The sequence below is a fragment of the Polynucleobacter sp. TUM22923 genome (assembly GCF_030295705.1).
GTDB lineage: Bacteria > Pseudomonadota > Gammaproteobacteria > Burkholderiales > Burkholderiaceae > Polynucleobacter.
In genome coordinates, this window is record NZ_AP027274.1 from 653,159 (window position 1) to 679,052 (window position 25,894).

Annotated in this window: 22 protein-coding genes; 16 read left to right on the forward strand and 6 right to left on the reverse strand. The window is 46.0% G+C overall.

From position 1 onward, the window contains the following. Window positions 1-2: 2 nt before the first annotated feature. The 9 genes from nuoL to QUD86_RS03395 all read left to right on the forward strand — a co-directional run bounded on the left by nuoL (window position 3) and on the right by QUD86_RS03395 (window position 9,420). The gene (nuoL, locus tag QUD86_RS03355; protein WP_286298151.1) at window positions 3-2,084 is read left to right on the forward strand and encodes an NADH-quinone oxidoreductase subunit L; all 2,082 of its coding nucleotides are present in this window, start codon (window positions 3-5) and stop codon (window positions 2,082-2,084) included. 24 nt (window positions 2,085-2,108) lie between these two features. After that, window positions 2,109-3,575 (forward strand): NADH-quinone oxidoreductase subunit M, encoded by a 1,467-nt coding sequence (locus QUD86_RS03360; protein WP_286298152.1) that lies wholly within the window; start codon window positions 2,109-2,111, stop codon window positions 3,573-3,575. Window positions 3,576-3,585: 10 nt separating this feature from the next. Beyond that, the gene (nuoN, locus tag QUD86_RS03365; protein ID WP_286298153.1) at window positions 3,586-5,091 is read left to right on the forward strand and encodes an NADH-quinone oxidoreductase subunit NuoN; all 1,506 of its coding nucleotides are present in this window, start codon (window positions 3,586-3,588) and stop codon (window positions 5,089-5,091) included. A gap of 103 nt (window positions 5,092-5,194) precedes the next feature. Continuing rightward, window positions 5,195-5,815 (forward strand): NUDIX domain-containing protein, encoded by a 621-nt coding sequence (locus tag QUD86_RS03370; RefSeq protein WP_286298154.1) that lies wholly within the window; start codon window positions 5,195-5,197, stop codon window positions 5,813-5,815. A 44-nt stretch (window positions 5,816-5,859) separates the two neighbouring features. Continuing rightward, on the forward strand, window positions 5,860-6,393 hold the full coding sequence (locus QUD86_RS03375; protein ID WP_286298155.1) for a DUF1178 family protein: 534 nt from the start codon (window positions 5,860-5,862) through the stop codon (window positions 6,391-6,393). Window positions 6,394-6,499: 106 nt separating this feature from the next. Continuing rightward, window positions 6,500-7,252 carry a transporter substrate-binding domain-containing protein gene (locus QUD86_RS03380; protein WP_286298156.1) on the forward strand — a complete coding sequence of 251 codons (753 nt, stop codon included), beginning with the start codon at window positions 6,500-6,502 and terminating at the stop codon, window positions 7,250-7,252. Window positions 7,253-7,326: 74 nt separating this feature from the next. Beyond that, the gene (locus QUD86_RS03385; RefSeq protein ID WP_286298157.1) at window positions 7,327-7,959 is read left to right on the forward strand and encodes an amino acid ABC transporter permease; all 633 of its coding nucleotides are present in this window, start codon (window positions 7,327-7,329) and stop codon (window positions 7,957-7,959) included. Between the two features lie 64 nt (window positions 7,960-8,023). Then, entirely contained in the window at window positions 8,024-8,755 is a 732-nt protein-coding gene (locus QUD86_RS03390) for an amino acid ABC transporter ATP-binding protein (RefSeq protein WP_286298158.1), read from the forward strand. Next, a complete protein-coding gene (locus tag QUD86_RS03395; RefSeq protein WP_286298160.1) occupies window positions 8,755-9,420 on the forward strand; it encodes an amino acid ABC transporter permease in 666 nt (221 codons plus the stop codon). Before QUD86_RS03390 ends, QUD86_RS03395 begins: the two co-directional genes overlap by 1 nt. Window positions 9,421-9,489: 69 nt before the next feature. Here QUD86_RS03395 and QUD86_RS03400 read toward each other — a convergent pair whose 3' ends face one another. Continuing rightward, window positions 9,490-11,013 (reverse strand): CoA-acylating methylmalonate-semialdehyde dehydrogenase, encoded by a 1,524-nt coding sequence (locus tag QUD86_RS03400; RefSeq protein ID WP_286298161.1) that lies wholly within the window; start codon window positions 11,011-11,013, stop codon window positions 9,490-9,492. A gap of 137 nt (window positions 11,014-11,150) precedes the next feature. On the opposite strand from QUD86_RS03400, the gene QUD86_RS03405 reads away from it, so the two are divergent. From QUD86_RS03405 to QUD86_RS03420, 4 genes are all read left to right on the forward strand, one after another. Then, window positions 11,151-12,272: an NADH:flavin oxidoreductase/NADH oxidase gene (locus tag QUD86_RS03405; RefSeq protein ID WP_286298163.1), complete on the forward strand. Its 1,122-nt coding sequence runs from the start codon at window positions 11,151-11,153 to the stop codon at window positions 12,270-12,272. An 80-nt stretch (window positions 12,273-12,352) separates the two neighbouring features. Next, window positions 12,353-13,330, forward strand: coding sequence for a Bug family tripartite tricarboxylate transporter substrate binding protein (locus QUD86_RS03410; RefSeq protein WP_286298164.1), 978 nt, complete (start codon window positions 12,353-12,355; stop codon window positions 13,328-13,330). A gap of 50 nt (window positions 13,331-13,380) precedes the next feature. Then, window positions 13,381-14,040 carry a SprT family zinc-dependent metalloprotease gene (locus tag QUD86_RS03415; RefSeq protein WP_286298165.1) on the forward strand — a complete coding sequence of 220 codons (660 nt, stop codon included), beginning with the start codon at window positions 13,381-13,383 and terminating at the stop codon, window positions 14,038-14,040. Window positions 14,041-14,093: 53 nt separating this feature from the next. After that, on the forward strand, window positions 14,094-15,176 hold the full coding sequence (locus QUD86_RS03420) for a tartrate dehydrogenase (protein ID WP_286298166.1): 1,083 nt from the start codon (window positions 14,094-14,096) through the stop codon (window positions 15,174-15,176). Between the two features lie 12 nt (window positions 15,177-15,188). Here QUD86_RS03420 and dnaQ read toward each other — a convergent pair whose 3' ends face one another. The 5 genes from dnaQ to QUD86_RS03445 all read right to left on the reverse strand — a co-directional run bounded on the left by dnaQ (window position 15,189) and on the right by QUD86_RS03445 (window position 21,716). Beyond that, window positions 15,189-15,908 (reverse strand): DNA polymerase III subunit epsilon, encoded by a 720-nt coding sequence (gene dnaQ, locus QUD86_RS03425; RefSeq protein ID WP_286298167.1) that lies wholly within the window; start codon window positions 15,906-15,908, stop codon window positions 15,189-15,191. Then, the gene (locus QUD86_RS03430; RefSeq protein ID WP_286298169.1) at window positions 15,908-19,006 is read right to left on the reverse strand and encodes an efflux RND transporter permease subunit; all 3,099 of its coding nucleotides are present in this window, start codon (window positions 19,004-19,006) and stop codon (window positions 15,908-15,910) included. Before QUD86_RS03430 ends, dnaQ begins: the two co-directional genes overlap by 1 nt. Then, window positions 19,003-20,325 (reverse strand): efflux RND transporter periplasmic adaptor subunit, encoded by a 1,323-nt coding sequence (locus QUD86_RS03435; RefSeq protein WP_286298171.1) that lies wholly within the window; start codon window positions 20,323-20,325, stop codon window positions 19,003-19,005. Before QUD86_RS03435 ends, QUD86_RS03430 begins: the two co-directional genes overlap by 4 nt. Window positions 20,326-20,441: 116 nt before the next feature. Continuing rightward, window positions 20,442-20,897: a ribonuclease HI gene (gene rnhA / locus QUD86_RS03440; protein ID WP_286298172.1), complete on the reverse strand. Its 456-nt coding sequence runs from the start codon at window positions 20,895-20,897 to the stop codon at window positions 20,442-20,444. Between the two features lie 9 nt (window positions 20,898-20,906). Next, window positions 20,907-21,716, reverse strand: a complete 810-nt coding sequence (locus QUD86_RS03445; RefSeq protein WP_286298173.1) for a class I SAM-dependent methyltransferase — start codon at window positions 21,714-21,716, stop codon at window positions 20,907-20,909. Between the two features lie 6 nt (window positions 21,717-21,722). On the opposite strand from QUD86_RS03445, the gene gloB reads away from it, so the two are divergent. From gloB to QUD86_RS03460, 3 genes are read left to right on the forward strand one after another with little or no spacing between them, the layout of a single operon-like run. Then, complete coding sequence (gene gloB, locus QUD86_RS03450; RefSeq protein ID WP_286298174.1) at window positions 21,723-22,532, forward strand: hydroxyacylglutathione hydrolase; 810 nt, start codon at window positions 21,723-21,725, stop codon at window positions 22,530-22,532. Then, the gene (locus QUD86_RS03455; protein ID WP_286298176.1) at window positions 22,532-23,941 is read left to right on the forward strand and encodes a transglycosylase SLT domain-containing protein; all 1,410 of its coding nucleotides are present in this window, start codon (window positions 22,532-22,534) and stop codon (window positions 23,939-23,941) included. The genes gloB and QUD86_RS03455 overlap by 1 nt, the downstream gene beginning before the upstream one ends. A gap of 38 nt (window positions 23,942-23,979) precedes the next feature. Continuing rightward, complete coding sequence (locus QUD86_RS03460; protein ID WP_286298177.1) at window positions 23,980-25,863, forward strand: propionate--CoA ligase; 1,884 nt, start codon at window positions 23,980-23,982, stop codon at window positions 25,861-25,863. Window positions 25,864-25,894 lie beyond the last annotated feature (31 nt).

Here is a 25,894-nt window from a genome sequence, read left to right on the forward strand (position 1 = left end):
TCATGCAATTTACCCTAACACTTCCTGTTCTTTGCGCAATTCCCCTGGCGCCATTATTCGGCTCTCTCATCGCCGGTCTACTGGGTACCAAATTAGGTGGTAACCGAATTGGTCACGGTGCTTGTCAGTTCGTAACGATTTTGGGTGTGACGATTGCGTTTGTATTGTCTTGCTTTGTGTTGGCTCAGGTTAATGATGGTTTTTATTTCAATGGCTCCGTTTATCGTTGGATGGAACTAGGTGAGTTGAACTTAGATATTGGTTTCTTAATTGATCCTTTGACGGCGACCATGATGTGTGTGGTGACGTTTGTGTCCTTGATGGTTCATATCTACACCATTGGTTATATGCGGGGTGAAGAGGGCTACAACCGCTTCTTCTCTTACATCTCACTCTTTACTTTTGCTATGTTGATGTTGGTCATGAGTAATAACCTTCTGCAGCTATTTATTGGCTGGGAGGCAGTGGGCGTCGTTTCCTATTTGCTGATTGGTTTTTATTACGAGCGTCAAACAGCAGTATTTGCCAATATGAAAGCCTTCTTAGTCAATCGTATTGGTGACTTCGGTTTCATCTTAGGTATTGGTCTTTTATTAGCCGGCACAGGTTCAATGAACTATGACGTTATCTTTTCTCAGAATTCGAATCTGGCAGCACAAGTCCTGCCTGGTACAAGCTGGAATCTACTGACCGTTATTTGTATCTGTCTTTTCATTGGTGCGATGGGTAAATCAGCCCAATTCCCACTCCATGTCTGGTTGCCAGACTCTATGGAAGGCCCAACACCAATTTCGGCATTGATTCATGCTGCTACGATGGTTACTGCCGGAATCTTTATGGTTTCCCGCATGTCCCCGTTGTTTGAACTATCAGACGTAGCCCTGAGCTTTATTTTGGTGATCGGTTCTATTACTGCGCTCTTCATGGGTTTCTTAGGGATTGTTCAAACGGACATCAAGCGTGTTGTAGCTTATTCAACACTGTCCCAACTGGGTTACATGACAGTGGCCTTAGGCGTTTCTGCCTACCCAGTAGCTATTTTTCATCTGATGACCCATGCTTTCTTTAAGGCCTTATTGTTCCTTGCGGCTGGTAGCGTCATTTTAGGAATGCACCATGAGCAAGATATGCGCAAAATGGGTGGGCTTTGGAAGTACATGCCAATTACTTGTTTGATGATGCTGCTGGGTAACTTGGCCTTAGTTGGCACACCTTTCTTTTCTGGCTTCTATTCAAAAGATTCGATTATTGAAGCCGTTGCAGCTAGCCATCTTCCGGGATCAGGGTTTGCTTATTTTGCGGTTATGGCCAGTGTTTTTGTAACGGCACTGTATTCATTCCGTTTATATTTTTATGTATTTCATGGCAAAGCGCGATGGGGTCACGCGGACTCACATTCGGACTCACATGCGGATTCACACGCGCACGATCACCATGATCATGCAGAGCAGGGCGATGATCATGCGCATCATGGCTTAGCTCCCGGCCAGAAACCTCACGAATCTCCTTTTGTAGTGACGCTCCCACTAATCTTGTTGGCCATCCCATCGGTGATTATTGGCTATTACACAATTACGCCTCTGTTGTTTGGCACTTTTTTCGGCGACTCCATCTTTGTAGATATTGCTAGACATCCTGCCATGAAAGAAATTGCTGAAGAATTTCATGGTCCAGTGGCGATGGCTTTGCATTCCCTCACTTCGCCAGTTTTACTGCTGGTTGTACTGGGTGTATTTACGGCAGCAATTGGCTATTTATGGGCACCAAAGTTACCTGGCGTTGTTGCTCAGGCCTTAGCCCCATTGAAAAAATTACTGGACAACAAATACTATCTGGATGATTTCAACCAGACGGTATTTGCTAAAGGCCTGCTAAAGATAGGCGGCGTGCTGTGGCATCGTGGCGATCAGCAAGTTATCGATGGCTTTTTGGTTAATGGTAGCGCCCATGCGGTAGGGCGCCTATCTGCCGTAATCCGTCATTTGCAATCCGGTTATTTATATCACTATGCCTTCGCTATGATTGCAGGCTTAGCAGTATTGTTGGCTTGGGTTTTGTATGCTTATCTGCCTTTTGTTCGCTAGACCCACGTTACTTAAGTACTTATCATGATTCTTTCTTTTGCCATCTGGATCCCGATTTTTTTCGGCATCATTATTTTGTTTTACGGCTCAGATAAGCCTAGCGCTGGTGTTCGCTGGTTAGCGCTTGTCGGTGCGGTTTTGGGTTTCATTGCCACTCTCCCATTGGTAATTGAATTTGATATAGCCAATGCCGGAATGCAATTTGTTGAGAAGATTAGCTGGATTCCTCGATATGACATCAACTATTACCTAGGTGTTGATGGGATCTCTGTTTGGTTTATTGTTTTGACCGCATTTATTAATATTTTTGTGGTGATTGCTGCTTGGGAAGTGATTGATCAGAAGGTATCCCAGTACATGGCTTCATTCATGATCCTCTCTGGATTGATGATTGGTGTTTTTGCTGCCTTGGACGCTTTGCTTTTCTATGTTTTCTTTGAGGCAACGCTTATCCCAATGTACATCATCATTGGCGTGTGGGGTGGTCATAACCGAATTTATGCCGCGTTTAAATTCTTTCTCTATACCTTGCTTGGCTCTTTATTAACTTTGGTTGCTATGCTGTACTTGTACAACGTGACCAATACCTTTGACATCTTGGCTTGGCATAATGCCCGCCTTGATATCGTTGAGCAAATCCTGTTGTTTTTTGCCTTCTTCATGGCCTTTGCTGTCAAGGTACCAATGTGGCCGTTACATACTTGGTTGCCAGATGTCCACGTTGAGGCGCCTACGGGTGGATCAGTAGTGCTAGCAGCCATTATGTTGAAGCTGGGGGCATATGGCTTCTTGCGTTTCTCATTGCCGATTGCTCCAGATGCGAGCCAGTACCTCGGGCCCTTTATTATTTTCTTGTCTTTGGTGGCTGTGATTTATGTTGGTGCCGTTGCATTAGTGCAAAAGGATATGAAGAAACTGGTTGCCTATTCTTCTGTAGCGCACATGGGTTTTGTGACACTGGGATTCTTTCTCTTTAGTCCTCTGGGTATTGAGGGCGGCATTGTGCAGATGATCTCTCATGGTTTTGTTGCTGGCGCTATGTTTCTCTCCATTGGCGTTCTCTACGACCGGATGCATACAAGGCAAATTGCTGACTATGGTGGCGTAGTGCATCGTATGCCTGCCTTCACAGCATTTGCTGTGTTGATGGCAATGGCAAACTGTGGCTTGCCATTTACCTCCGGCTTTGTTGGTGAGTTTATGGTCATTTTGGCTGCGGTTGATTATGACTTTACGATTGGCTTGCTGGCATCTACCGCGCTGATCTTGAGTGCTGCCTATTCTCTTTGGATGGTCAAGCGGGTATTCTTCGGCGCAATTACCAACGAACATGTCGCGGCCTTGAAGGATCTTAATGCTCGTGAGTATCTTATGATGTCAGCCCTATCTGTTTGTGTGATTGGTATGGGTGTTTATCCAAAGCCATTTACTGACATTATTCATCCAGCCGTAATTAATCTACTGCAGCATGTTGCTGTCAGCAAAATCTGAGTAAAAGCACATGCAAGCATTCGACCTATTAGCCATCCTGCCAGAACTCGTTTTACTGATTGCCACCAGTTTCTTATTAGTTGCCAGTGTCTATGTCCCTGAGCGCCAGCTTGCAACTCCAGGGGTAGAGCAGGATATCTTTCACACACCTCGCGGCGTTGGATTTGTATATTTTTTCACTATTATTTTGCTGGTGTATTTGATTTTTGCGTTCATTGGGCGCATGGGTGATGTTTCATTAGTGGCTATGAATGGATTATTCCAATCAGATCCATTTTCTAATTTATTAAAAGCATGCTCGTGTGGTGCAGTGTTGGTTAGCTTGATCTATTCAAAGCAATACCTGACTGATCGTGCAATGTTCCGTCCTGACTTTATAGTCTTAGCTTTGTTGGCCTTGCTAGGTCAATTTGTATTGATCTCCGGCGCTAATCTATTGACCCTTTATTTGGGTCTGGAATTGATGGCTTTGCCAACCTATGCTTTGGTAGCCATGCGCCATAACAGTGAGAAAAGTGTTGAGGCGGCGATCAAGTATTTTATTTTGGGCGCTCTAGCTTCTGGCTTCTTGTTATATGGTATGTCAATGCTATACGGCGTTACCGGTTCACTTGATTTAATCGAGATTTTCAGAACCGTTGCGGATCCACGTGTTAATCATTTGGTAATGGCTTTCGGTTTGGTATTCATTGTGTCTGGGCTCGCTTTTAAGTTGGGTGTCGTACCGTTTCATATGTGGGTGCCAGATGTCTATCAAGGTGCGCCCACTGCTGTGACTCTCATGATCGCCGCTGCGCCAAAGCTTGCTGCCTTTGCGTTGTTGTTCCGCCTATTGGTCAATACCCTATTGCCACTCGTGGGTGATTGGCAGCCAATGCTCGTCTTGTTAGCCGTCCTTTCTTTGGTGATCGGTAATGTCACAGCGATTGCGCAAACGAACTTAAAGCGCATGCTAGCCTACTCAGCAATTGCGCAAATGGGCTTCGTATTGCTCGGTATGCTGTCAGTATTTGATGACCATGCTTTTAGTGCTTCTATGTTTTATGCCATCACTTACGTTTTGACAACGCTAGGAAGTTTCGGACTCTTAATGCTGTTGTCACGCAAGGGTCATGACTGTGAAACTTTGGATGACCTAAAAGGTTTAAACAAAAATCACCCTTGGTTTGCGTTTATTGGCCTAGTGATGATGTTCTCTTTGGCAGGTATTCCGCCAACGGTGGGTTTCGCTGCTAAGCTGGGAGTATTGGAAGCCTTGGTAGATGGTGGGCATACCTTTATCGCCATCATTGCAGTAATAGCCTCCTTAATCGGCGCCTTCTATTACCTAAGAGTCGTTAAGGTAATGTATTTTGATGAGCCAGCGCTTAAACATCCAGTTCAGATATCAGGGTCAGGTTTTGCTCGTGGGCTTTTGAGTCTAAACGCAATTCTTGTTCTTGCACTAGGTATTTTCCCATCCGGTTTAATGGATGTTTGTCTTGATGCTATGCGCCGTACTTTATTGGGTTCATAGTTGCCTTGATGCCAATGAATATCGAAAGGCTCCTATGGGAGCCTTTTTGTTTTCTGTCATCTATTTTTTGTAAGATAGCCCATCAAACAAGGACAAGTAATTCATGACTGAAAAATTATTCAAAGATCTTCCCATCGGTGATCAACACTTGAGAGAGGAGCGGATCTCTAGTGAAGATATCTACGGCGGTATATTTCTGAACATGAAGCGCGATCAAGTGAGCTTACCGGATGGTAATCAAGCAGTGCGGGAATATCTTACGCATCCTGGAGCGGTCGCAATTCTTGCAATATTGGATGATGGTAGGGTATTGATGGAGCGACAGTATCGCTATCCAATCGCTAAGGCTTGTATTGAGATTCCCGCTGGAAAGTTGGAGATTGGTGAGGATCACTTGCTTTGTGCTCAGCGGGAGCTGAAGGAGGAGACGGGATATACCGCGAGTAAGTGGAGCTATATACGACGTATTCATCCCGTGATTTCTTATTCGACAGAATTTATCGATATCTATCTTGCGCAGGGTCTAGTGTCTGGTAAGAGCCATCTGGATGCAGAAGAGTTTTTGGATGTATTTGCTGCGCCGTTAGAGCAGTTGCTTGAGTGGGTGGAGCGGGGCGATATTACTGATGTCAAAACGACTATTGCTAGCTATTGGCTGGATCGCTACCGCCAAGGTTTAGTTACCCCGACACCTTTAGGCTCAGGTTTTCAGGAATCCTATTAAAATAGATCTATTGAATTTGCTACTTTTGCCACGATATAGGTCTTATGAAAGTTTATAACCTCGCTTGCCCCATAGATCACCGATTTGAAGGGTGGTTTGCCTCTGAGGCAGATTTTCTTGCTCAGCAAGATGGGAATATTTTGGTTTGCCCAATATGTGACAGCGCGGGCATCATCAGAATGCCTTCAGCGCCGCATATTGCTAGATCCGGATCGAGTAAAGATACGATCTCGACTTCTACCGAACTGACTGTTGCCAGTCTTGGCGGCGCCGTTGGGGGTGGAAAATTAGCGGGATCTCCTAGTGGGGATGTGATTGCCTTAACGGATAGCGATCATTCTCATTTAGAGGCTCAGGTTCAAGCTGCCTTCTTAAAGGGAATGCGCGAATTAATGGGTGCATCTGAGGATGTAGGCAATTCTTTTGCAGATGAGGCCCGGAAAATTCACTACAAAGAAGCCCCCGAAAGAAGTATTCGTGGTCAAACCTCGCTAGATGAAGCTGAGGCTCTGCGTGATGAAGGTATTGAGATTATGGCTGTGCCGATGCTGCCAGCCTTTAAAAATACCCTGCAGTAGTCTGTTCGTGAGCTTTAGTCCCATTCATTCTGAGCGGGGTCAACATCCCCTATACTGTTTTGATGTCCAATGGGCCCTACTACACAATAGAATCGGAGTCACTCCTATGAAACGCCTACTCACAGCACTGCTTGCCGCAACTCTAGCGCTGACCATCTTAGGTTGCTCTAAGTCTCCAGATTCTAAAGAAATCAAAGTAGCCGTTTCTCCTGCATCTCCCCCAATGCTATTTGACGATAAGGGTCAAATTGTTGGTGTAGATATGGATCTTTTTCAGGGCTACTGCCAGTCTCGCGGTTGTACGCTCAAAGTAACAACCTATGACTGGGCCGGCATGTTGGGGGCCGTCTCTAGTGGTCAGGCTGATGTTGCCTTCTCTGGTATCTCTATTACCGATAAGCGTAAAGAGGCGATGGATTTCTCGCAGCCTTACTATGACAATTCTTGGCATTTAGTGAGCATGAAGAATAAGAACATCCAAATCACGGATTTAAATCAACTCAAAAAATATTCTATCGGCTACCCACGCGGCATGGCCTATGACGATCTAATTAAGAATGAGCTTGAGCCTAAAGGTTACTACTCACTAAGCAAGGTAAAGCTTTATCCGTCCTATGCAGAAGTAGTTACAGACTTGCAAAATGGTAATTTAGACTTAGCCTTTATCGAAGAGCCCGTTTTTCTTAATTATCAAAATAAACTGAATCTACCCATTCAGAGTAGCTATGAATTTAAAGGCTTCGATAAGCTAGGCTTCGCTTTTGCAAAAGGATCCAAGCTTCGCGATGACTTTGACAAGTATCTTACTGAACTGGGTCCAGAAAAAATCAAGGCGATTTTAGATAAGTGGATGAAATAATTTCTCTGCAGAATAATACTTAATCGTTAATCGGTGATTCGAAAGCTTATCCCGTGAATTTCTTAGATATTCTTGTGCAACTAGCGCAAGGTCTGTCTTACACCGTGATTGTTACTTTGGTTTGCTCTGCGACCGGGTTTTTTGTTGGTCTAACGCTGGCAAGCTTGCGTCGGTTAGGGCTACTCTGGGTGCAATTGCTGATTGATATCTATACATATGTCTTTCGGGGTGTACCAGTACTTGTCTTGCTTTTTATGGTGTACTTTGGCTTACCGAGCGTTGGCCTCAAAGTGCACCCCTTAATGGCGATGGCCCTCAGTCTGGGGTTGGTGGCATCAGCCTACTTAGCAGAAGTCTTTCGTGGGGCATTTAATTCGATTGATGCATCTGAAGTGCTTGCTGCACAGGCAATGGGAATGTCTCGCCTACAAATATTGCGATATATCGAGTTACCGCAGATGCTCCGTTTTTCTTTACCGGGGATGGTGAATGAGTTCACCTCTGTTCTAAAGTACTCACCGTTTGCCTATACCGTGGGTATCCCTGAGATTACAAAGCAAGCCATGACATTAACCGCAACAACACTGCGCGGCATAGAAGTGTACTTCGCTGTTGGTGTTCTTTACTTTTTGATTTATCGGGTCTGTTTACTAGGAGTGCAGTCTTTGAACAAGCGCTTTCAAATTCCGGGGATCAATCCAGCATGATTCACAGCATGATTCACAGCAAGACCGCTAGCACCCAAACCCAATACTTTTATGGAGTTACTGCGTGGCGTTAATCCAAGTTAGTAATTTGGTAAAAGAGTTTGAGGGGCAAACCGTCCTATCAAACATTCATCTCGATCTTCAGGAAGGGGATGTGCGGGTATTGATGGGCGCTTCTGGTTCCGGAAAGTCTACTTTACTGCGCTGCTTAAATCGTCTTGTGGAGCCAACATCTGGATCTATCCTTTTTAGGGGCAAAGAGATTCTAGGTCCAGATGTAGATGTGCGGGAGCTGCGCAAACAGATTGGCTTTGTTTTTCAGCAGTTTGCTTTATACAGCCACCTGACAGTGCTGGATAACGTCACTTTAGGTCTGCGAAAACTGCAGGGCATGAGTAAGGCCTTGGCTAAAGAAAGGGCTTTATTAGAGCTATCGCACTTCGATATGACTGCCCATCAAGACAAATACCCCTCGCAAATTTCAGGTGGGCAAAAACAACGCGTTGCTATTGCACGTGCTCTGGCAATGGACCCAGCGGTACTCGTGCTCGATGAGCCAACTTCAGCTTTAGACCCAGTAATGTCAAGGGATGTTGCTGACCTGGTCAATCGACTTCATGGCGAGGGGATCACCATGATCTGCGTGACCCATGATCTCCATTTTGCTCGTAACATTGCCGATACGGTGATGTTTTTAGATCGCGGCGTTATTCGTGCGGATGACCGCATTGACGTATTAAGTAAACACTCAGACCCTATCATTCAGGCATTCTTTCAGAATGAGAAAAAATTCTGATGGCTGCTTGGAGCTCTTTTACTAGAGATCTTCTGGAGCAGATGCCTTTGATTTTGACTGGCTTGCTTAATACTCTTCAGCTTGCCGGGCTCGTAAGTGTTTCTGGATTGCTTTTGGGTATTGTGGTGTTTTATTGCACCCTGAATAAAAACCCGATTGTTTGCAATATGACGAATGCCTATATTTCCTTCTTTATCGGAATGCCGTTAATTGTTTTATTGTTCTTGATGTATTACGGTCTACCGCAGTGGAATATCCGACTCTCGCCATTTGCGGTGGCTTTTATTGGGTTTACTTTTAATGTAGCCGCCTATAACGCTGCTTATCTAAAAACGGCTTACAACGGTCTCGATAAAATTCAGCTAGAAGCTGCTAGCGCCCAAGGATTTAATCCCTTGCAGATATTTCAGTGGATCACATTGCCACAAGTCATAAGACTTTCTGTTCCGGCACTTACCAACCAAGTGATCTCCAATTTAAAAGATAGTTCAGTTGCTTTTCTGATTCAGTACACTGAGTTCTTTGCTCGCATTCAAGAGTTAGCCGCTACTAATTTTCAGTTTTTCAAGGCATATCTAATGGCGGCCCTTGTCTATCTTGCGCTTGTCTCAGTAATTGTTTTGTTGGCACGTGCGATTGAGCGCCGTTATTTCATACCTGTATAGATAAGTATGGGCAAAAAAATAGCAGCCCGTAGGCTGCTATTCATTTGAGGGTGAAGTGTTTCTAGCGTGTTACTTTGAGGTTGGCATCGCAAATTCAGCGCCCTTAGCAATACTCTGGGGCCAGCGCTGCATGACACTCTTTTGTTTTGTATAGAAGCGAACACCTTCTTTGCCATAGGCATGCATATCGCCAAAGATGGACTTCTTCCAACCACCAAAACCATGCCATGCCATTGGTACCGGAATAGGTACGTTAATACCGACCATGCCAACTTGAACATGACGCGCAAATTCTCGAGCAATATTACCGTCGCTCGTGAAGCAAGCCACGCCATTACCAAATTCACAAGAATTTACTAAGTTGAGCGCTTCCGCAAAATTAGCTACGCGTAAGCAAGACAAGACTGGCCCAAAAATTTCTTCTAAATAGATCTTCATATCTGGAGTAACGTTATCAAATAGTGTGCCACCAATGAAGAAACCATTTTCATTACCGGGCACTTTCAGGCCGCGACCATCTACCAATAGTTTTGCGCCTGAAGCAACACCACTCTCAATGTAGCCAGTAATGCGCTCTAGAGCTGCCTTAGTCACAATCGGACCCATCTCCGCATCTAATTCCATGCCATTTTTGACTTTGAGGGTTTTTGTACGCTCAATTAATTTAGGCATGATTCTTTCGGCGGCATCACCTACTAACACTGCTACAGAGATCGCCATACAGCGCTCGCCAGCAGATCCGTAAGCGGCGCCAATCAGCGCATCAATTGCTTTGTCCATATCCGCGTCGGGCATGATGACCATATGGTTTTTGGCACCACCGAGAGCTTGTGAGCGTTTGCCAAAGTGAGCACAACGCTCATAAAGATAATTTGCAATTGGGGTCGACCCAACAAAACTCACTGCTTTGACATCAGGGTTTTCGATCAAAGCATCTACTGCTTCTTTATCGCCCTGAACGACGTTAAATACGCCGTCTGGCAGGCCAGCTTCGGTTAGGAGTCTAGCCATAAACAATGAAGCGGTTGGATCGGTTGGGCTTGGCTTCAAAATGAAGGTATTGCCACAAGCGATTGCTACAGGGAACATCCACATGGGAACCATGACGGGAAAGTTGAATGGGGTAACACCAGCAACCACGCCTAAAGGTTGACGCATGACCCAGTTATCAATATCGGTAGAGACTTGTTCTGTGTAATCGCCTTTGAGCAGCTCCGGAATACCGGTTGCAAATTCTACGATTTCAATACCGCGGGTCACTTCGCCTTGGGCATCGGTAAATACTTTGCCATGCTCAGCGGTAATGATGGCAGCTAGTTCGTCGCGATGTGCATTTAGCAGCTCTAGGTACTTGAACATAATCCGTGCGCGACGGAGTGGGGAGGTCTGGCTCCAGGTCTTAAAGGCGGTTTGAGCAACAGCTACTATCTCGTCAACCTCTTTACGGCTTGCCAGCGCTACTCGTCTTGCAACGATGCCTTTGGTTGGGTTAAAGACGTCGGAAAAGCGACCGTCTTTGGGATTAATGATCTTGCCACTAACAAAGTGGCCGATATCTTCATTTGATTCAAAGGCTTGCGGTGCATTTATCATATTTTTTAATAATCTTTTGCTGGTTTAGGTTCAATTCAAGCTTTTAGGCAAATGCCCGCATAACTTGATGGTCTCGTTTATCCTACACCCTCTATTTTATCGCTTACAGCAATTTTTAGTTATTTAAAGGTTCCCTCATGAGTTTGCTCTTTTCTACCTATGCCTTGGGCTCTCCAAAAGGCCCTCTTACGCTAGCAAACCGCATCGTAGTGGCGCCAATGTGCCAATATTCAGCAGTCAATGGGGAGGCTCAGGACTGGCATTTAATGCATTGGGGTAATCTACTTAACAGTGGCGCAGCCCTTTTCATCATTGAGGCTACAGGCGTCACCCCTGAAGGCCGTATTACACCAGCCTGCCTTGGCTTGTGGGATGACCGAACAGAGGCAGCACTGCAAGATAAGCTTAGCAGGGCCCGCAAATTAGCCCCTGCAACACCGGTATTCATCCAGTTGGCCCATGCAGGTCGCAAAGCCTCTAGTGCGACGCCTTGGGATGGCGGTCAATTGCTGTCCATGGCGCAGGGTGGGTGGGAAGCCGCTGCACCCTCAGCAATTCCTCAGTTAGATGGAGGGCGCTTGCCCCATGAACTCTCTACAGGGGAGCTCAAAGACTTAATCGCAGCATTTGTGATGTCAGCCAAGCGTGCCGATCGAATTGGTATTGACGGAATTGAACTGCACGGTGCTCATGGGTATTTACTACATCAGTTTCTCTCTCCAATTGCTAACCAGCGAACAGACGAGTACGGCGGCTCTTTTGAAAACCGGATTCGCTTTCCTGTGGAGTTATTTAAAGCGGTACGTGCCGCTTATCAAGGTGTCTTAGGTATTCGAATATCAGCCAGCGACTGGATTGAGGGGGGCTGGACTCCTGAAGAAACAGCTGATTTTGCAACGCAGCTTAAACCCTTGGGATGTGATTTTGTTCACATCTCTTCCGGTGGTATTTCTCCTTTGCAAAAGATTGCCATAGGCCCACGCTACCAAGTGCCTTTTGCTAAGATTGTCAAAGACCAATCTGGCCTGCCCACAATGACGGTAGGTCTTATTACCGAACCTCAAGAGGCGGAAGATATTTTGCAGCAGGGCGATGCGGATTTAATTGCCCTTGCCAGAGCGTTTTTATATAAGCCACGTTGGGGCTGGGAAGCTGCCGCTGCTTTAGGCGGTGTTGTGCCCTCCAATGAGCGCTACTGGCGTTGCTTGCCTCGCGCAGCTCAAGCTATTTTTGGTAATGTCAAAGTAGGTCAGCGGTAAGCGGTAGGCAATAAACAGCATGCAGCTTGAGGCTCAGTGAAAGCTGAGTCATCAATAAAAATATATTTTAGGAGATCCATATGAACCACCTTCAAATAGTGCAACGTTTTTTAGTGACAGTCAGCCTGGTATTGGGAATAAGTGTTGCTCAAGCACAAACTTTTCCCGACCGTCCAATTTCGCTGATTGTTCCCAACCCGCCAGGTGGTCTAGTGGATACCTCTGCACGCTTGTTAAGTGAGCCCCTTTCGAGAGTGATTGGTCAGCCGGTTATTGTTGACAATAAGCCAGGTGCCAGTGGAAACACTGCCTACCAGTATGTTGCTAAGGCCAAGCCTGATGGCTATACCTTATTAATTTCTTACTCTGGATACCACGTCGGCAACCCTGCATTAATGGATAAATTACCTTGGGATCCGATTAAGGATTTTTCTCCCATTGCATTGTTAACTGTTTCAACGAATGTGATTGCGGTCCATCCATCTGTACCAGTAAATAATTTAAAAGAATTTATTGCTTATGCAAAAGCAAACCCAGGAAAGCTCAATTACGCCTCACAAGGCAATGGTTCTGTTTCTCATATTGGCACAGAGATCTTTAAGCAAAGTACGGGTGTTGATATGGTTCACGTGCCTTATAAAGGCTCAGGACCAGCAGTGCAGGATGTATTGGCCGGTCAAGTGCAGGTCTTTATTACAACGCCGCCATCAGTTATGCAGCACGTGCAAAGCGGAAAGCTTAAAGGATTGGCAGTAACTGGAAAAAGTAGGCACCCAGGAATGCCCAATGTACCCACCACTGCTGAGGCGGGCCTACCAGGCTTTCAGCTAGAGTCCTGGGTCGCTTTATACGCTCCTGCCGGAACACCGGCCCCCGTGGTCGCAAAACTGACAGAGTCAGTCAAAAAAAGTTTAGCGTTACCAGAGGTTAAAGAGCGCTCAGATGCGGCTGGTGTAGAGCTACGCTACCTTACGCCAACAGCCATGGATGCTCTACTAAAGAAAGAACTTCCATATTGGAATAAAGCTATTAAATCAGCTAACATCACGCTTGATTAAATCGCTGTACCAGCAGAGATCCCCACAACACTAAACTGAACACATTATTAATGAAGCAACATTCTGTAAGAGAAGCCTGGTTAGAAGATGCGGTAAGACACTTAGAGCCGGTGTTTTCTAAAGCGGGCTATGCCATTCCTCCGGTACGTGTGTCGTGTGGATTTCCGGCATCGAGCAGTCCGAGAACTACGCTGGGGCAATGCTGGCCCCGTGAGCGCTCTGGAGGCGGAGTAAATGAGATTTTTATCTCTCCAAAATTAGACGACCCCGTTCAACTGCTCGATACCTTGGTGCATGAGCTGTGTCATGCCGTCGATGATTGTTTTAGCGGCCATGGTGAGGATTTCAAAGGAATTGCTCAAACTGTTGGCTTGGAAGGTCCTGCCAGAATGGCGCATGCCACTGAGGAGTTGGTAGTTAGACTCATGATGATCAGTCAAGAGCTTGGACCATACCCACATCAAGCCATCAGCTTTCCTCCACCACGCCCAAGTAATGCCAGTCGTAATAAAGCCAAATGTGGTCAGTGCGGTTATGAAGTCACGCTACTTAAAAAGTGGGCTACTTATGGTGCTCCAATTTGCCCAAAAGACAATATTCGCATGCAAGAAGCGGTAATGGAAACCATTGAAAATACTGAAGATCACAACAGTGAATCTGTAACAGGTAAAAAAACCAAGACTGACGATATTCGTCGGGCAATTAGCTAAAAAATAGTATCACTACGATTAATACTGAAGTACCTAAAGAATAAGAGTCTCATATGAACGCAAAGAAAATATTTAAGAATCCCAAAATCGCCGTCATCGCAGGTGATGGCATTGGAAAAGAAGTCATGCCAGAGGGCTTACGTGCTCTAGAGGCGGTGAATAAGAAATTTAATATTGGGATGCAGTTTGACCATTTTGATTTTGCTAGCTGTGACTACTATTTGAAGCACGGCAAAATGATGCCGGACGACTGGTTTGATACGCTGATGCAGTACGACGCTATTTTCTTTGGTGCCGTTGGTATGCCCGACATCCTTCCGGATCACGTTTCCTTATGGGGCAGCTTAATTCAGTTCCGTCGCGGCTTCGATCAATACGTCAATTTACGTCCTGTACGACTGTTACCAGGCGTGCCATGTCCGTTGGCTAATCGTAAGCCAGGTGATATTGATTTCTTTGTAGTGCGTGAAAACACTGAAGGTGAATACTCTAGCGTTGGGGGAAAAATGTTCCCCGATACCGATCGTGAGTTTGTGATTCAGGAATCCATTTTTACTCGTCAAGGCGTTGATCGTATTTTGAGGTATGCCTATGATTTAGCGCAGAGTCGCCCTAAAAAACATTTAACCTCTGCGACCAAATCTAATGGCATTGCAATTACGATGCCTTACTGGGATGAGCGGGTTGAGACTATGGCTAAGCAGTTTCCACAGGTAAGAACTGATAAGTACCATATTGATATTTTGGCGGCGCATTTTGTAATGAACCCTGATCGGTTTGACGTTGTAGTGGCCAGTAACTTATTTGGCGATATCCTGTCGGACTTAGGTCCAGCCTGTACTGGAACGATCGCGGTTGCCCCATCGGGAAGTATTAACCCAGAAGGTAAGTTCCCATCATTATTTGAGCCTGTCCATGGATCTGCGCCTGATATTTACGGCAAGATGATTGCCAATCCGATTGGTCAGATCTGGAGTGGATCCATGATGCTGGACCACCTAGGCTACCCAGAGGCAGGACTGGCCATCTTTACTGCTATTGAAAAGGTTTTAGCGGAGGGTAAATTCTTAACCCCAGACTTAGGCGGTAGTGTTAAGACAGATGATTTAGGTAAGGCCATTGCAGCAGCAATTTAATGCCGGTAATCACTAGTTGCTTCTAACTTCAACATTGAGAGGGCTCCAAACGGAGTCCTTTTTACTGGCCTTGGCAATCTCAGCTAGGATAGTTTCATGGAGCTGACAATCTTCCGTATTAGCCCTTATGAGCTTAAATGAGGAGGGCAGGGCCTTCATCTGCCCTGAGGCATCAGTACCCACCGTGTAATCAATCAGGTCAATAGAGAGGTCTTCTTGGCCTCGTGTCATTGCTACGTAGACTTCAGCTAGCAGTTGAGCATCTAGTAGCGCACCGTGTAGCGTTCGATGTTGATTGCTAATGGAGAAGCGTTCGCACAGCGCATCTAGTGAGTTTCGTTTTCCGGGAAACATTTGACGGGCATCGATTAAGGTGTCTGTTACCTTAGAAGCTAGACCTCTAAAAGTCGGCCGTTTTAATAAGGCAAATTCACTATCCAGGAATCCTAGGTCGAAGGGGGCGTTATGGATAACAACCTCAGCCCCATCTACAAACTCGATCAATTCCTCCACGATGTTAGCGAAGATAGGTTTGTCTGATAAAAATTCGCGAGAGAGGCCATGAACAGCATAGGCGCCAGCATCAATGTCTCGCTCAGGATTGATGTAGTAATGAAAAGTGCGCTCGGTGAGTTTGCGGCCAATCATTTCTACACAGCCAATTTCAATAATACGATCGCCAGTGGCGTGACTCAGTCCAGTTGTTTCAGTATCGAGGATAACTTGACGCATTAGGTGCCTTCCAGTACAGATTGGGGGATTTCCATTGGACCTTTACCGGCATATTTATCTAGGAAGAGATAAATCACTGGCGTAATAATGAGGGTAACAAATTGAGAGAGAATAAGGCCACCCGCCACACTGATACCCAATGGTTGACGAAGCTCTGCTCCGGCGCCTATTCCGAGGGCAATTGGTAGTGCACCCATTAACGCCGCAAAGGTTGTCATCATGATCGGGCGAAAACGTAAAATACACGCCTCACGTATCGCTTTCTCAGGTGACATGCCTTGATTGCGTTGGGCATCTAAAGCAAAGTCGATCATTAAGATGGCATTCTTTTTGACAATACCAATTAAAAGCAAAATACCGATAGATGCAATGATGGTTAGCTCAAATCCAAAGATGCGAAGTGCCAAAATAGCACCGATGGCGGCTGAAGGTAAGCCAGCCAAAATAGTCAGGGGATGAATGTAGCTCTCGTATAAAACACCCAGCAAAATATAAATCACTCCCAAGGCAGCAAAAATTAAAATGAGCTGACCAGATTGATTGCTCTTAAATACCGCAGCATCTCCACCATAGCTAGTGATAATAGAGGAGGGCAATTGGATCTCTTTTGTGTATGCCTCAATCTTTTCAGTAGCGTTACCTAAAAATACATCAGGAGCCAAATTAAACGAAAGTGTCACTGCTGGTATTTGACCCAGATGGTTGACAGCGGTAGGGCCCACAGATCGAGTGAACGTAGCAACACTGGATAAAGGAATTAACTTATCAGTTGCGCGGCCACGAACGAATATCTTGTTGAGATCTGTTTCATACTGACGATCATCTTCTGCTGCTTCCAAAATAACATAGTAGGTATTGACCGGCGTATAGATTGTCGAGACTTGTTTTTCCCCGTAGGAGTTGTACAGCGCAGAGCGGATGTCGGTAATGGTAATGCCGGCACTAGCAGCCTTTTCTCGGTCAATATTTACTTTTACATTAAGGCCTTTTAGCTGAGAATCGCTAGTGACATCACGGAAAATTGGATCGGAACGCATTTTCTGCATGAGCTTATCAGCCCACTCATTAACGCCCTCAAAGCCAACACTTTGTAATGTGAACTGGTAACGACTCTTACTACTACGTCCGCCTAGTTGTAAATTCTGAACAGGCCGCATATAGACCTGTAGACCCGGAATTTCTTTAAATTGATTGCGCAGGCCTTCCATTACCCTCGCCATTTTTTCTCTATCGGATTTAGGCTTGAGAACGACAAATATTCTGCCGGTGTTACTGCCCGAGCTCGAACCTCCGCCAACAATAGAGATTGAGCTGGCTACGTTCGTATTTTTATTAACTATCTCAGCCGCTTGATCTTGCAGAACGCGCATAGCCTTGTAGGAAATATCTTCAGATGCCTCAGTAGTAACGGTAATCTGCCCAATGTCTTCTTCGGGAAAAAACCCTTTAGGACTATTGATGAATAAAACAACAGTAATAACGAAGGTAGATAAAGCGCCCCATAAAACAATCTTGCGATGTTTAAGTGCCAAATCTAAATAATGAATATAAGCGCTAAGCATCCAATTAAAAAAGCGATCAAACAGTTTATTGATTGCATATTCTTTAACTACATGTCCGGGTTTGGGTAAGAAGCGGCTGCACAGCATTGGGACAACCGTGAGTGAAACCAAAGCAGAAACTAAAATAGATAAAGACACGATTACTGCAAATTCTCGAAACAGCAGGCCAATTGGGCCCGGTAAAAAGAAGAGGGGAATAAATACCGCTACCAATGAGATGGAAATGGAGATGATCGTAAAACCAACTTCTTTACTGCCCTTCAAAGATGCCTTGAGTGGATCCATGCCTTTCTCAATGTAGCGCATGATGTTTTCTAACACTACGATCGCATCATCGACAACCAATCCAACTGCTAACGTAATCCCTAGCAATGAAATGTTGTTAAGGCTGTATCCCAAGAAGTAAAGCAAAAAGAAAGCGCCAATTAAGGAGATGGGCAAGCTGATAGAGGGAATGATTGTCGCGGCGATATTTTTCAGGAATAAAAAGATCACTAGCACTACTAACAAAACAGTTAAGGCCAGCGTTAAATTAACGTCATGTATAGCCTCAATAATTGAGAGAGAACGATCATTGGCTAGCTGCAGTTGCACTGACTCAGGCATTTGCTTTTGCAGTTGTGGCAACAGTTCTTTTACAGATTTCACAACATCAACCGTATTCGCATTGGGTTGGCGTAAGACCGCGATTGCAATGGATCGTTCGCCATTAACTGTGGCTAGAGTTTTAATGTCCTCGTAGCTCTCAATGACTTCAGCAACATCCTTAAGGTAGATTGGCAAACCATTTTTCTGGCTCACAATGAGATTACCAAATTCCTCGGGCTTTACTAATTGCGGATTCGCATAAATCGTAATCGATTGACGAGGCCCATCAAGAACGCCTACTGGGCTATTGGAGTTGGCTTTATTGATTGCAGTAGCCAAGTCATCCATCGTGAGATTGCGATTGCCTAAGGCATCTGGACGAACTCTGACTCGAACAGCGTAGCGCTTAGCTCCATAGACAACTACTTGGGCAACGCCGCTAATGGTTGATAAGTTTGGAGAGAGTAGATTTTCTGCATAAGCATTTAAATCAGAAAGACTAATGGAGGGGGACTGCATTCGCACAACCAGGATGGGTGTGTCGGCCGGATTGACCTTGCGATAAGACGGTGGCACGGTCATTTCAATTGGTAAACGCTTCTGCGCGCGGAGCAACGCTGCTTGAACATCTACAGCAGCCTTATCAATATCGCGATCATTGTTAAATTCCAAGGTAATGCTGGTGCTGCCAAGAGAGTTGGTAGAGCTAATGACCTTTACGCCATCGATTGTTGAGAACTCTTTCTCCAGGGGCAACGCTACTGCAGAGGCCATATTCTCCGGTGAGGCGCCTGGTAGTGAAGCGCTAACAGAGATAACAGGCGTATTAAAGCTGGGTAGGGCGGCAACGGGAATGTTTAAATAGGCTATCCCTCCAGCGATAACAGTTGCTACAGAGAGCAATACCGTCATTACCGGACGGCGAATGCATAGCTCAGATAAGTTCATTTCTTGTCAGTAGCCGAAGGGGGTGTTGTTGGAGTAACTTTCTTTTGCTCAGCAGACTTGGCCTCTTTTACCTTGCTACCAGGGCGTAAGTTTTGTTTACCTTCAACAACCACTCTATCGCCCGGCTCAATACCAGTGATGACGGACGTACCTTGATACTCATAAATTACTTTAATTAGTTTTGAGCTAGCTTTTCCATCTCCATCTACTATGTAAACTAGCCTACCCCGAGGATTGATGACAATCGCTTGGGAAGGTATTGCAAGCACTCCTTGCAAATTATTGGCTACCAGAGAGACGCGTGCAAATTGCCCTGGCAGCAGAGTCATCGCTTCGTTCGGTATCTGTGCCTTTACCCTTACAGCGGCAATGGATGGATCCACTTGATTATCGATAACCAACACCTTTCCTTCAAATACTCTTTTACTGCCTTCGCCCACCGTCACTTTTACTGTTAGGGGCTCACCATCTAATTGATTCTCCAATAACACCGGGATATCTTTTTCTGGAATCACAAACTGCACATTAATAGGATTCAATTGGGTGATGGTGACCATCGAGCCCACACTAGAGGTAGCGGTTGAGCTAGTGGCCGTAGTAACTACGTTGCTAGCCTGCACCAATGAACCGGGAAACACATTGATGATGCCTGCACGCCCATTAATCGGTGATCGTATGGAATCGAAAGAGAGTTGAACTTGGGCAGAGCGAGCGGCAGATTGTGCCGCCTTAGCGTTGGCAAAAGAGGTTTCAAGACCCGCCTTTGAAATAAAGTTTTTGGCAACCAATTCTTTGGCACGCAAATACTGGCTTTGGGCGTCATCTGCCAAAGCGCTTAGCCTGTCAAAGTTTGCTTTATTGTTACGATCATCTAGGGTGAATAAGAGTTGACCCTGCTTCACTTCCTCTCCATCTTTTATATGGATTTTGCTGACGGTATTTGTCACCATCGGACGAATATCAACAATGCTGTTAGAAACAATCGTGCCAGTGGCCTCAATGATGAGTGGGATATCTTTTTTATCTACCACCATCGTAGTAACAGTAACCGGGCCGCCTACTTTTGTAGATGCTGGGAAGAAATAGTTGTATGTTTTTGAACCAGCATACAAAATAATGACTAGAAAGAAGATTCTCCACTTGTACTTGAGCGTAAATGCTTTGGCTGTTGCGTAGTCAATATTGCTCACTTTTGAGAGCCAGGGAGAAATGGTGGGTGAGGCTTTTTGCCAGAGCTTGCAAAGGCGGGCTTTGAGTTTATCTCTGAGGGCGGGGATCTTGGCTACAGCCTTGTCGAGTGTGGATTCAATTTTTGACACGGTCTCGGCGCTTTTCTATGTTTTATATGGGTTTGATAGGCAATTCTTCGCCTCAATACAGCTCAACTATTCTCTCACAAGCTAGCAAAATGTGAGTTCGACAAGGCTTGATTCAATCAAACGAGAAATTCCTCTACACCCCGGTTTGCTAGTAGATCTGCGAGCTCATTTCCAGGGTGGCCATCATGACCGCGTACCCAGTGCCAAGAAATCTCGTGATCCGGCAGTAGGGCATCTAATTCTTGCCATAAATCACCGTTTTTAACGGGAGCCTTACTAGCAGTCTTCCAACCCCTTTTTTTCCATCCTTCAAGCCATTCTGTAACTCCTTTTTGCACATACTGGGAGTCGGTCCAGAGCTCTACGGAGCTTCTCTGTTTGAGGGCTTTGAGCGCATGAATCACAGCGCTAATCTCCATACGATTGTTGGTGGTGTGCTTTGTGCCGCCGTGAATGTGCTTTTCATGGTCGCCAGAGCGCAAAACTGCCCCCCAGCCACCAGGCCCAGGATTGCCTTTGCAGGCGCCATCGGTGTAAATCACGATATGGGGAAAGTTAGAGGAATTGGGCATAGCGTTCTGTCACTTGGTCTTAGGGGTTTTGAGGTTTTGGCGGGTCTCTGATACTGGACTGAGTTGCCCGAGCACCGGAATACGTTTGTTCTGGACGCGACCAATCAGCCTGATTCCAGGTTGGCGCTTAATGGCAGAAACCAGAAACACGGCACCAAAAATAGGCCACCATCGGTTACCCATGGGCTCTAAAAAATCCATTCTAGCCATGCCAGGCTCACTACTGAGCGGGAACTTGTAGCACCCAAAATGGCCTCGATCCAGCGAAAAGTTGAGCAACTGTAACCAGTCTTTAATTCGAATCAGGCTAATAAATTGCCCATCTCGGGGCAGGTAGGGTGAGCCAACTAAGCGGCTAAGATACTGGCGTGCGCCCCAAAGGCTGGCTGGATTAAATCCAGAAATAAGCAATCGACCTTCTGGACGCAAGACGCGCTCTGCCTCACGCAAGATTTGATGGGGATCGACTGCAAACTCTAGTGCATGGGGTAATACTAATAAATCAATGCTTTCAGAGGCGAAGGGAAGTTCATTGGCGCTCCCTTCGATTTGGTGGCCATGAAAGCCATCGATCTGCTGTTGACCGTCTTTTGCATCAAGTAGAAAAGCTTGGAGCGGCATTCGGTTCTCTGCCAAGGTATTCATTTGGGGTAAGCCGATCTGTACCGCATGAAATCCAAAGACATCAGCCACAATGCGATCAACGCACGCCTGCTCCCAAGCAAGCACATATCTGCCGGGCGGAGACTGTAGCCACTTTTCCCATGAACTCCAGGGTGGTGCAGGCTTCTGATAGGGGGTTTGTGGGGTTGGTATCATGGTCGTATGGTGAAGAATACTTTAATGCAGGTTTGGCCGATACCGGCTTTTGATGACAATTACCTCTGGTGCATCCATGACGGCCAGTCTGCACTGATTGTGGATCCAGGCGATGCCACCCCGGTGTTGCAGTATTTGTCCGACCACAAGCTGACCTTGACGGGCATCTTAATTACCCACCACCATGCGGACCACACCGGAGGCATATTAGCCTTACTGGATGCCTTAGGCTCCCATATTCCGGTATACGGACCGGCGCATATTGATATTCCCGGTCGCACTCAGGCCATGATGGAGGGTGACCAATTAAGCATCACAGCTCCCAGCATCCACTTTAAGGTTTTTGAGGTGCCAGGTCATACTTTGACCCATATCGCTTACTTTGCGAACATGCAGGCTAATTTAGAAGAGCCCATGCTGTTTTGCGGCGACACCTTATTTGCCTCAGGTTGCGGCCGACTGTTTGAAGGTACGCCCACACAAATGAGTCAATCTTTAGCAAAGTTTAGCGTCTTGCCAAAAAATACTTTGGTGTACTGCACCCATGAATACACCTTGTTCAATATTCGTTTTGCCTTAGCTGTAGAGCCTAACAATGCCAACCTGATCAACTGGGCTGACACTGCGAGCAAACTTCGTGAGCAACAGCTACCCACCTTGCCAACGACGATTGGACAAGAGTTGCAAGTTAATCCATTCATGCGCTGTGATCAAGCGGAGGTCATAGACTCTGCGTTACGCATCTCGGGAGAAAAATCTTTGCCATCACCAGCTCACGTTTTAGCAGTGATTCGAGCTTGGAAGGATCGATTTTGATGTTGTGGCGATCTGCTGCAGTATTGCTAATCGCATTGCTATCTGGCTGCGCTAGTACTGGGGATTGGTCATCTGACACTTCTACCCGAGCTGATCCGCGCGCTGCTAAAGCTAAGCGAGTGAACTTAAAGAATCAGTCTGTTAGCGATTTATACGCGCCTTCAAGTAACTTATGGATTCGGATTCGGGATGGCTTTGAGATGGAGCCAATGAATACGCCGCTAGAGATTGAGCAAGTCCGTTGGCTGGCCGCACGCCCCGATTACGTCAATCGCTCGATGACCCGTTCCTCTCGTTATCTTTTTTATATTGTGCAAGAAGTGAATGCACGCAATATGCCTACCGAGATTGCTTTACTGCCCTTTGTGGAAAGTGCTTTTGTTACCCATGCTAAATCAAGTGCCAAGGCAATGGGTCTATGGCAATTTATGCCCGCCACTGGCAAAGATTTTCAGTTAACGCAAAATCTTTTTAGGGATGAACGTCGAGATGTACTGCAGTCGACGGATGCTGCTTTAGATTATTTGCAGCGGCTGTACAAACAGTTTGGTAGTTGGGAGCTAGCCTTGGCAGCCTATAACTGGGGTGCGGGTAATGTTGCCAAAGCTCAAAAGCGTAATATCGCGGCGGGTTTGCCAACGGATTATTTGAGCTTAAAAATGCCGAACGAAACGCGCAACTATGTGCCCAAGCTAATGGCGTATCGCCAGATCGTTTTAGATCCTCAGGCGTATGGCATAGTTTTACCTGATCTTGAAAACCATCCTTATTTTGTTGCTTTAGATGTGGGAAGGGATATTGATGTTGCGCTGGCTATTCAGTTGGCTGAGATTCCTGCTGAGGAATTTCAAAGTCTTAATCCGTCTTTTAATAAGCCAGTAATTCTGAGTAATGCAAATCAGCAAATTTTGCTGCCTTTCGGGCACGCAGAAATCTTTCAGGAAAATCTCAAGCGATATACAAAACCTCTGTCATCTTGGTCCGCAGTAAAGGTCACCAAGACCGAAGGGATTGATCAGGCTGCTAAAACTTTGGGTGTGGATGTCGACACTCTAAGAGAGGTCAACAATATCCCCAAGGGGATGCGCATTCGATCGGGATCCATTGTTCTTGTGCCCAAGGGTAGTCATCGGGATGGGGATATATCAGTGGCTATGGCTGAAAATGCCAGTTTGAATTTGGATAAGTCGGCCCCTCCGACTGCTAAGAAGTGCGCAAAGGGAGCGAAATGTGCTGCGGCGCAAGCAAAAAATAGCGCAACTAAGGGTAATTCCCCTCCTAAAAATGCTGCAACTCAGCATAAGTCCGTATCGACAGGTCTTGCAAAATCTGCGAAAAATAGTACTTCAGCTACTTCTATTCCTGCGGCAAAGACTGCTAGCAGTAAGGGAGCCAGCAAAATTCAGTGATATTTCAGTAACTTAAGTCATATTTTAGAAGGTGAAGCATGTCCTACAAATCAGAACACGAACGCTCCATTCAAGACCCAGATAGTTTTTGGGGGGAGCAGGCAAAACGCATTCATTGGGAAAAGCCTTTTAAACAAGTTCTGGATTATTCAAACCCACCGTTTGCAAAATGGTTTGAAGGCGGGCTAACCAATATTTGTTTTAATGCTGTAGATCGCCATTTGGCGGATCGCGCTGATCAAATCGCCTTAGTTGCGGTCTCTACCGAAACCAATCAAGAAAAGACTTACACATTTAAAGAGCTTTACGAGGAAGTGAATCGTATGGCCGCCATCTACCAGGCTAATGGCGTAAAGAAGGGCGATCGCGTTTTGATTTATATGCCTATGGTTGCAGAAGCGTGTTTTGCAATGTTGGCTTGCGTCAGAATTGGCGCCATTCATTCAGTAGTTTTCGGGGGTTTCGCCTCTCATAGTTTGGCCTCACGTATTGATGATGCCCAACCTAAAATGATTGTGACAACTGAGGCGGGCGCGCGAGGCGGCAAGGCGGTTCCTTATAAGCCCCTGCTAGATGAAGCGATCAACTTGGCTACCTGCAAGCCTGAAAAAGTGTTGATTGTGAATCGCGGCCTGATTGAGTTCACCACAGTAGCTGGTCGTGATTTAGATTATGCGACTGAGCGTCAAAAGCACTTTCATGATTTGGTACCCATTGAGTGGGTTGATGCAACGCATACGAGTTATATTTTGTATACCTCTGGTACCACTGGTAAGCCTAAGGGTGTTCAGCGCGACACTGGCGGATATGCAGTAGCGCTTGCTTCAAGTATGGATCATATTTTCTGCGCTAAACCAGGCGAAACTTTCTTTTGTACTTCGGATATTGGCTGGGTCGTCGGCCATGGTTACATTATTTATGGGCCACTAATTCACGGTATGGCTACCATCATGTATGAAGGTACGCCTTTACGTCCTGATGCTGGAATCTGGTGGGAGTTAGTAGAAAAGTACAAGGTGTCGGTGATGTTCTCTGCGCCGACAGCAGCGCGAGTTCTGAAGAAGCAAGACCCTGCATTTTTGACCAAATACGACCTCTCGAGTTTGCGGGCTCTGTTCTTGGCTGGAGAGCCTTTAGACGAGCCTACGGCAACCTGGATTCATGGAGCCATTAATAAACCCATCGTGGATAACTACTGGCAGACCGAAACGGGTTGGCCCACTCTGGCCATCCAGCGAGGTGTAGAGGTCATGCCACATAAGTTCGGATCACCAGGCCTTCCCTCTTTTGGCTTCAATATGAAACTGTTAGATGATGCGAGTACTGAGGAGTTGGGCCCGAATAAGAAGGGGGTCATTGTGATTGAGGGTCCCTTACCCCCTGGATGTATGCAGACAGTGTGGGGTGATGACAAGCGCTTTATAAGTACTTATTGGAAGACCATCCCCGGTAAGACTGTTTATTCCACCTTTGACTGGGGTATCAAAGACGATGATGGTTACTTTTTCATCTTAGGCCGTACGGATGACGTCATTAACGTCGCCGGCCATCGTTTAGGCACTCGTGAGATTGAAGAGAGTATCTCTGGGCACGCTAATGTTTCAGAGGTGGCGGTTGTTGGTATTGAGGATAAACTGAAAGGGCAGGCAGCAATTGCTTTTGTTATTCCAAAGGATGCCTCTAATACTGCCACCCTGGAAGCTGAGTGCATGAAGACGGTTGACAGCACTTTGGGCGCTATTGCTCGTCCTGGCCGCGTTTATATCGTGACTGCTTTGCCAAAGACCCGTTCAGGGAAGATTGTGCGCAGAGCACTTCAGGCTGTAGCAGAAGGTCGCGATCCAGGAGACATCAGCACCATGGAAGACCAAACTGTCTTAGCTCAAATTAGAAGCATCATTGAGCAAAGGCCCCAAACTTAGCCTTTAATGGCATTGTAGAGTGGGAATTTAG

Coding starts and splice junctions, on each gene's coding strand:
- nuoL (WP_286298151.1), top strand. CDS start 3: ATGCAATTTACCCTAACACTTCCTGTTCTTTGCGCAATTCCCCTGGCG.
- QUD86_RS03360 (WP_286298152.1), top strand. CDS start 2,109: ATGATTCTTTCTTTTGCCATCTGGATCCCGATTTTTTTCGGCATCATT.
- nuoN (WP_286298153.1), top strand. CDS start 3,586: ATGCAAGCATTCGACCTATTAGCCATCCTGCCAGAACTCGTTTTACTG.
- QUD86_RS03370 (WP_286298154.1), top strand. CDS start 5,195: ATGACTGAAAAATTATTCAAAGATCTTCCCATCGGTGATCAACACTTG.
- QUD86_RS03375 (WP_286298155.1), top strand. CDS start 5,860: ATGAAAGTTTATAACCTCGCTTGCCCCATAGATCACCGATTTGAAGGG.
- QUD86_RS03380 (WP_286298156.1), top strand. CDS start 6,500: ATGAAACGCCTACTCACAGCACTGCTTGCCGCAACTCTAGCGCTGACC.
- QUD86_RS03395 (WP_286298160.1), top strand. CDS start 8,755: ATGGCTGCTTGGAGCTCTTTTACTAGAGATCTTCTGGAGCAGATGCCT.
- QUD86_RS03400 (WP_286298161.1), bottom strand. CDS start 11,013: ATGATAAATGCACCGCAAGCCTTTGAATCAAATGAAGATATCGGCCAC.
- QUD86_RS03405 (WP_286298163.1), top strand. CDS start 11,151: ATGAGTTTGCTCTTTTCTACCTATGCCTTGGGCTCTCCAAAAGGCCCT.
- QUD86_RS03410 (WP_286298164.1), top strand. CDS start 12,353: ATGAACCACCTTCAAATAGTGCAACGTTTTTTAGTGACAGTCAGCCTG.
- QUD86_RS03415 (WP_286298165.1), top strand. CDS start 13,381: ATGAAGCAACATTCTGTAAGAGAAGCCTGGTTAGAAGATGCGGTAAGA.
- QUD86_RS03420 (WP_286298166.1), top strand. CDS start 14,094: ATGAACGCAAAGAAAATATTTAAGAATCCCAAAATCGCCGTCATCGCA.
- dnaQ (WP_286298167.1), bottom strand. CDS start 15,908: ATGCGTCAAGTTATCCTCGATACTGAAACAACTGGACTGAGTCACGCC.
- QUD86_RS03430 (WP_286298169.1), bottom strand. CDS start 19,006: ATGAACTTATCTGAGCTATGCATTCGCCGTCCGGTAATGACGGTATTG.
- rnhA (WP_286298172.1), bottom strand. CDS start 20,897: ATGCCCAATTCCTCTAACTTTCCCCATATCGTGATTTACACCGATGGC.
- QUD86_RS03445 (WP_286298173.1), bottom strand. CDS start 21,716: ATGATACCAACCCCACAAACCCCCTATCAGAAGCCTGCACCACCCTGG.
- gloB (WP_286298174.1), top strand. CDS start 21,723: ATGGTGAAGAATACTTTAATGCAGGTTTGGCCGATACCGGCTTTTGAT.
- QUD86_RS03455 (WP_286298176.1), top strand. CDS start 22,532: ATGTTGTGGCGATCTGCTGCAGTATTGCTAATCGCATTGCTATCTGGC.
- QUD86_RS03460 (WP_286298177.1), top strand. CDS start 23,980: ATGTCCTACAAATCAGAACACGAACGCTCCATTCAAGACCCAGATAGT.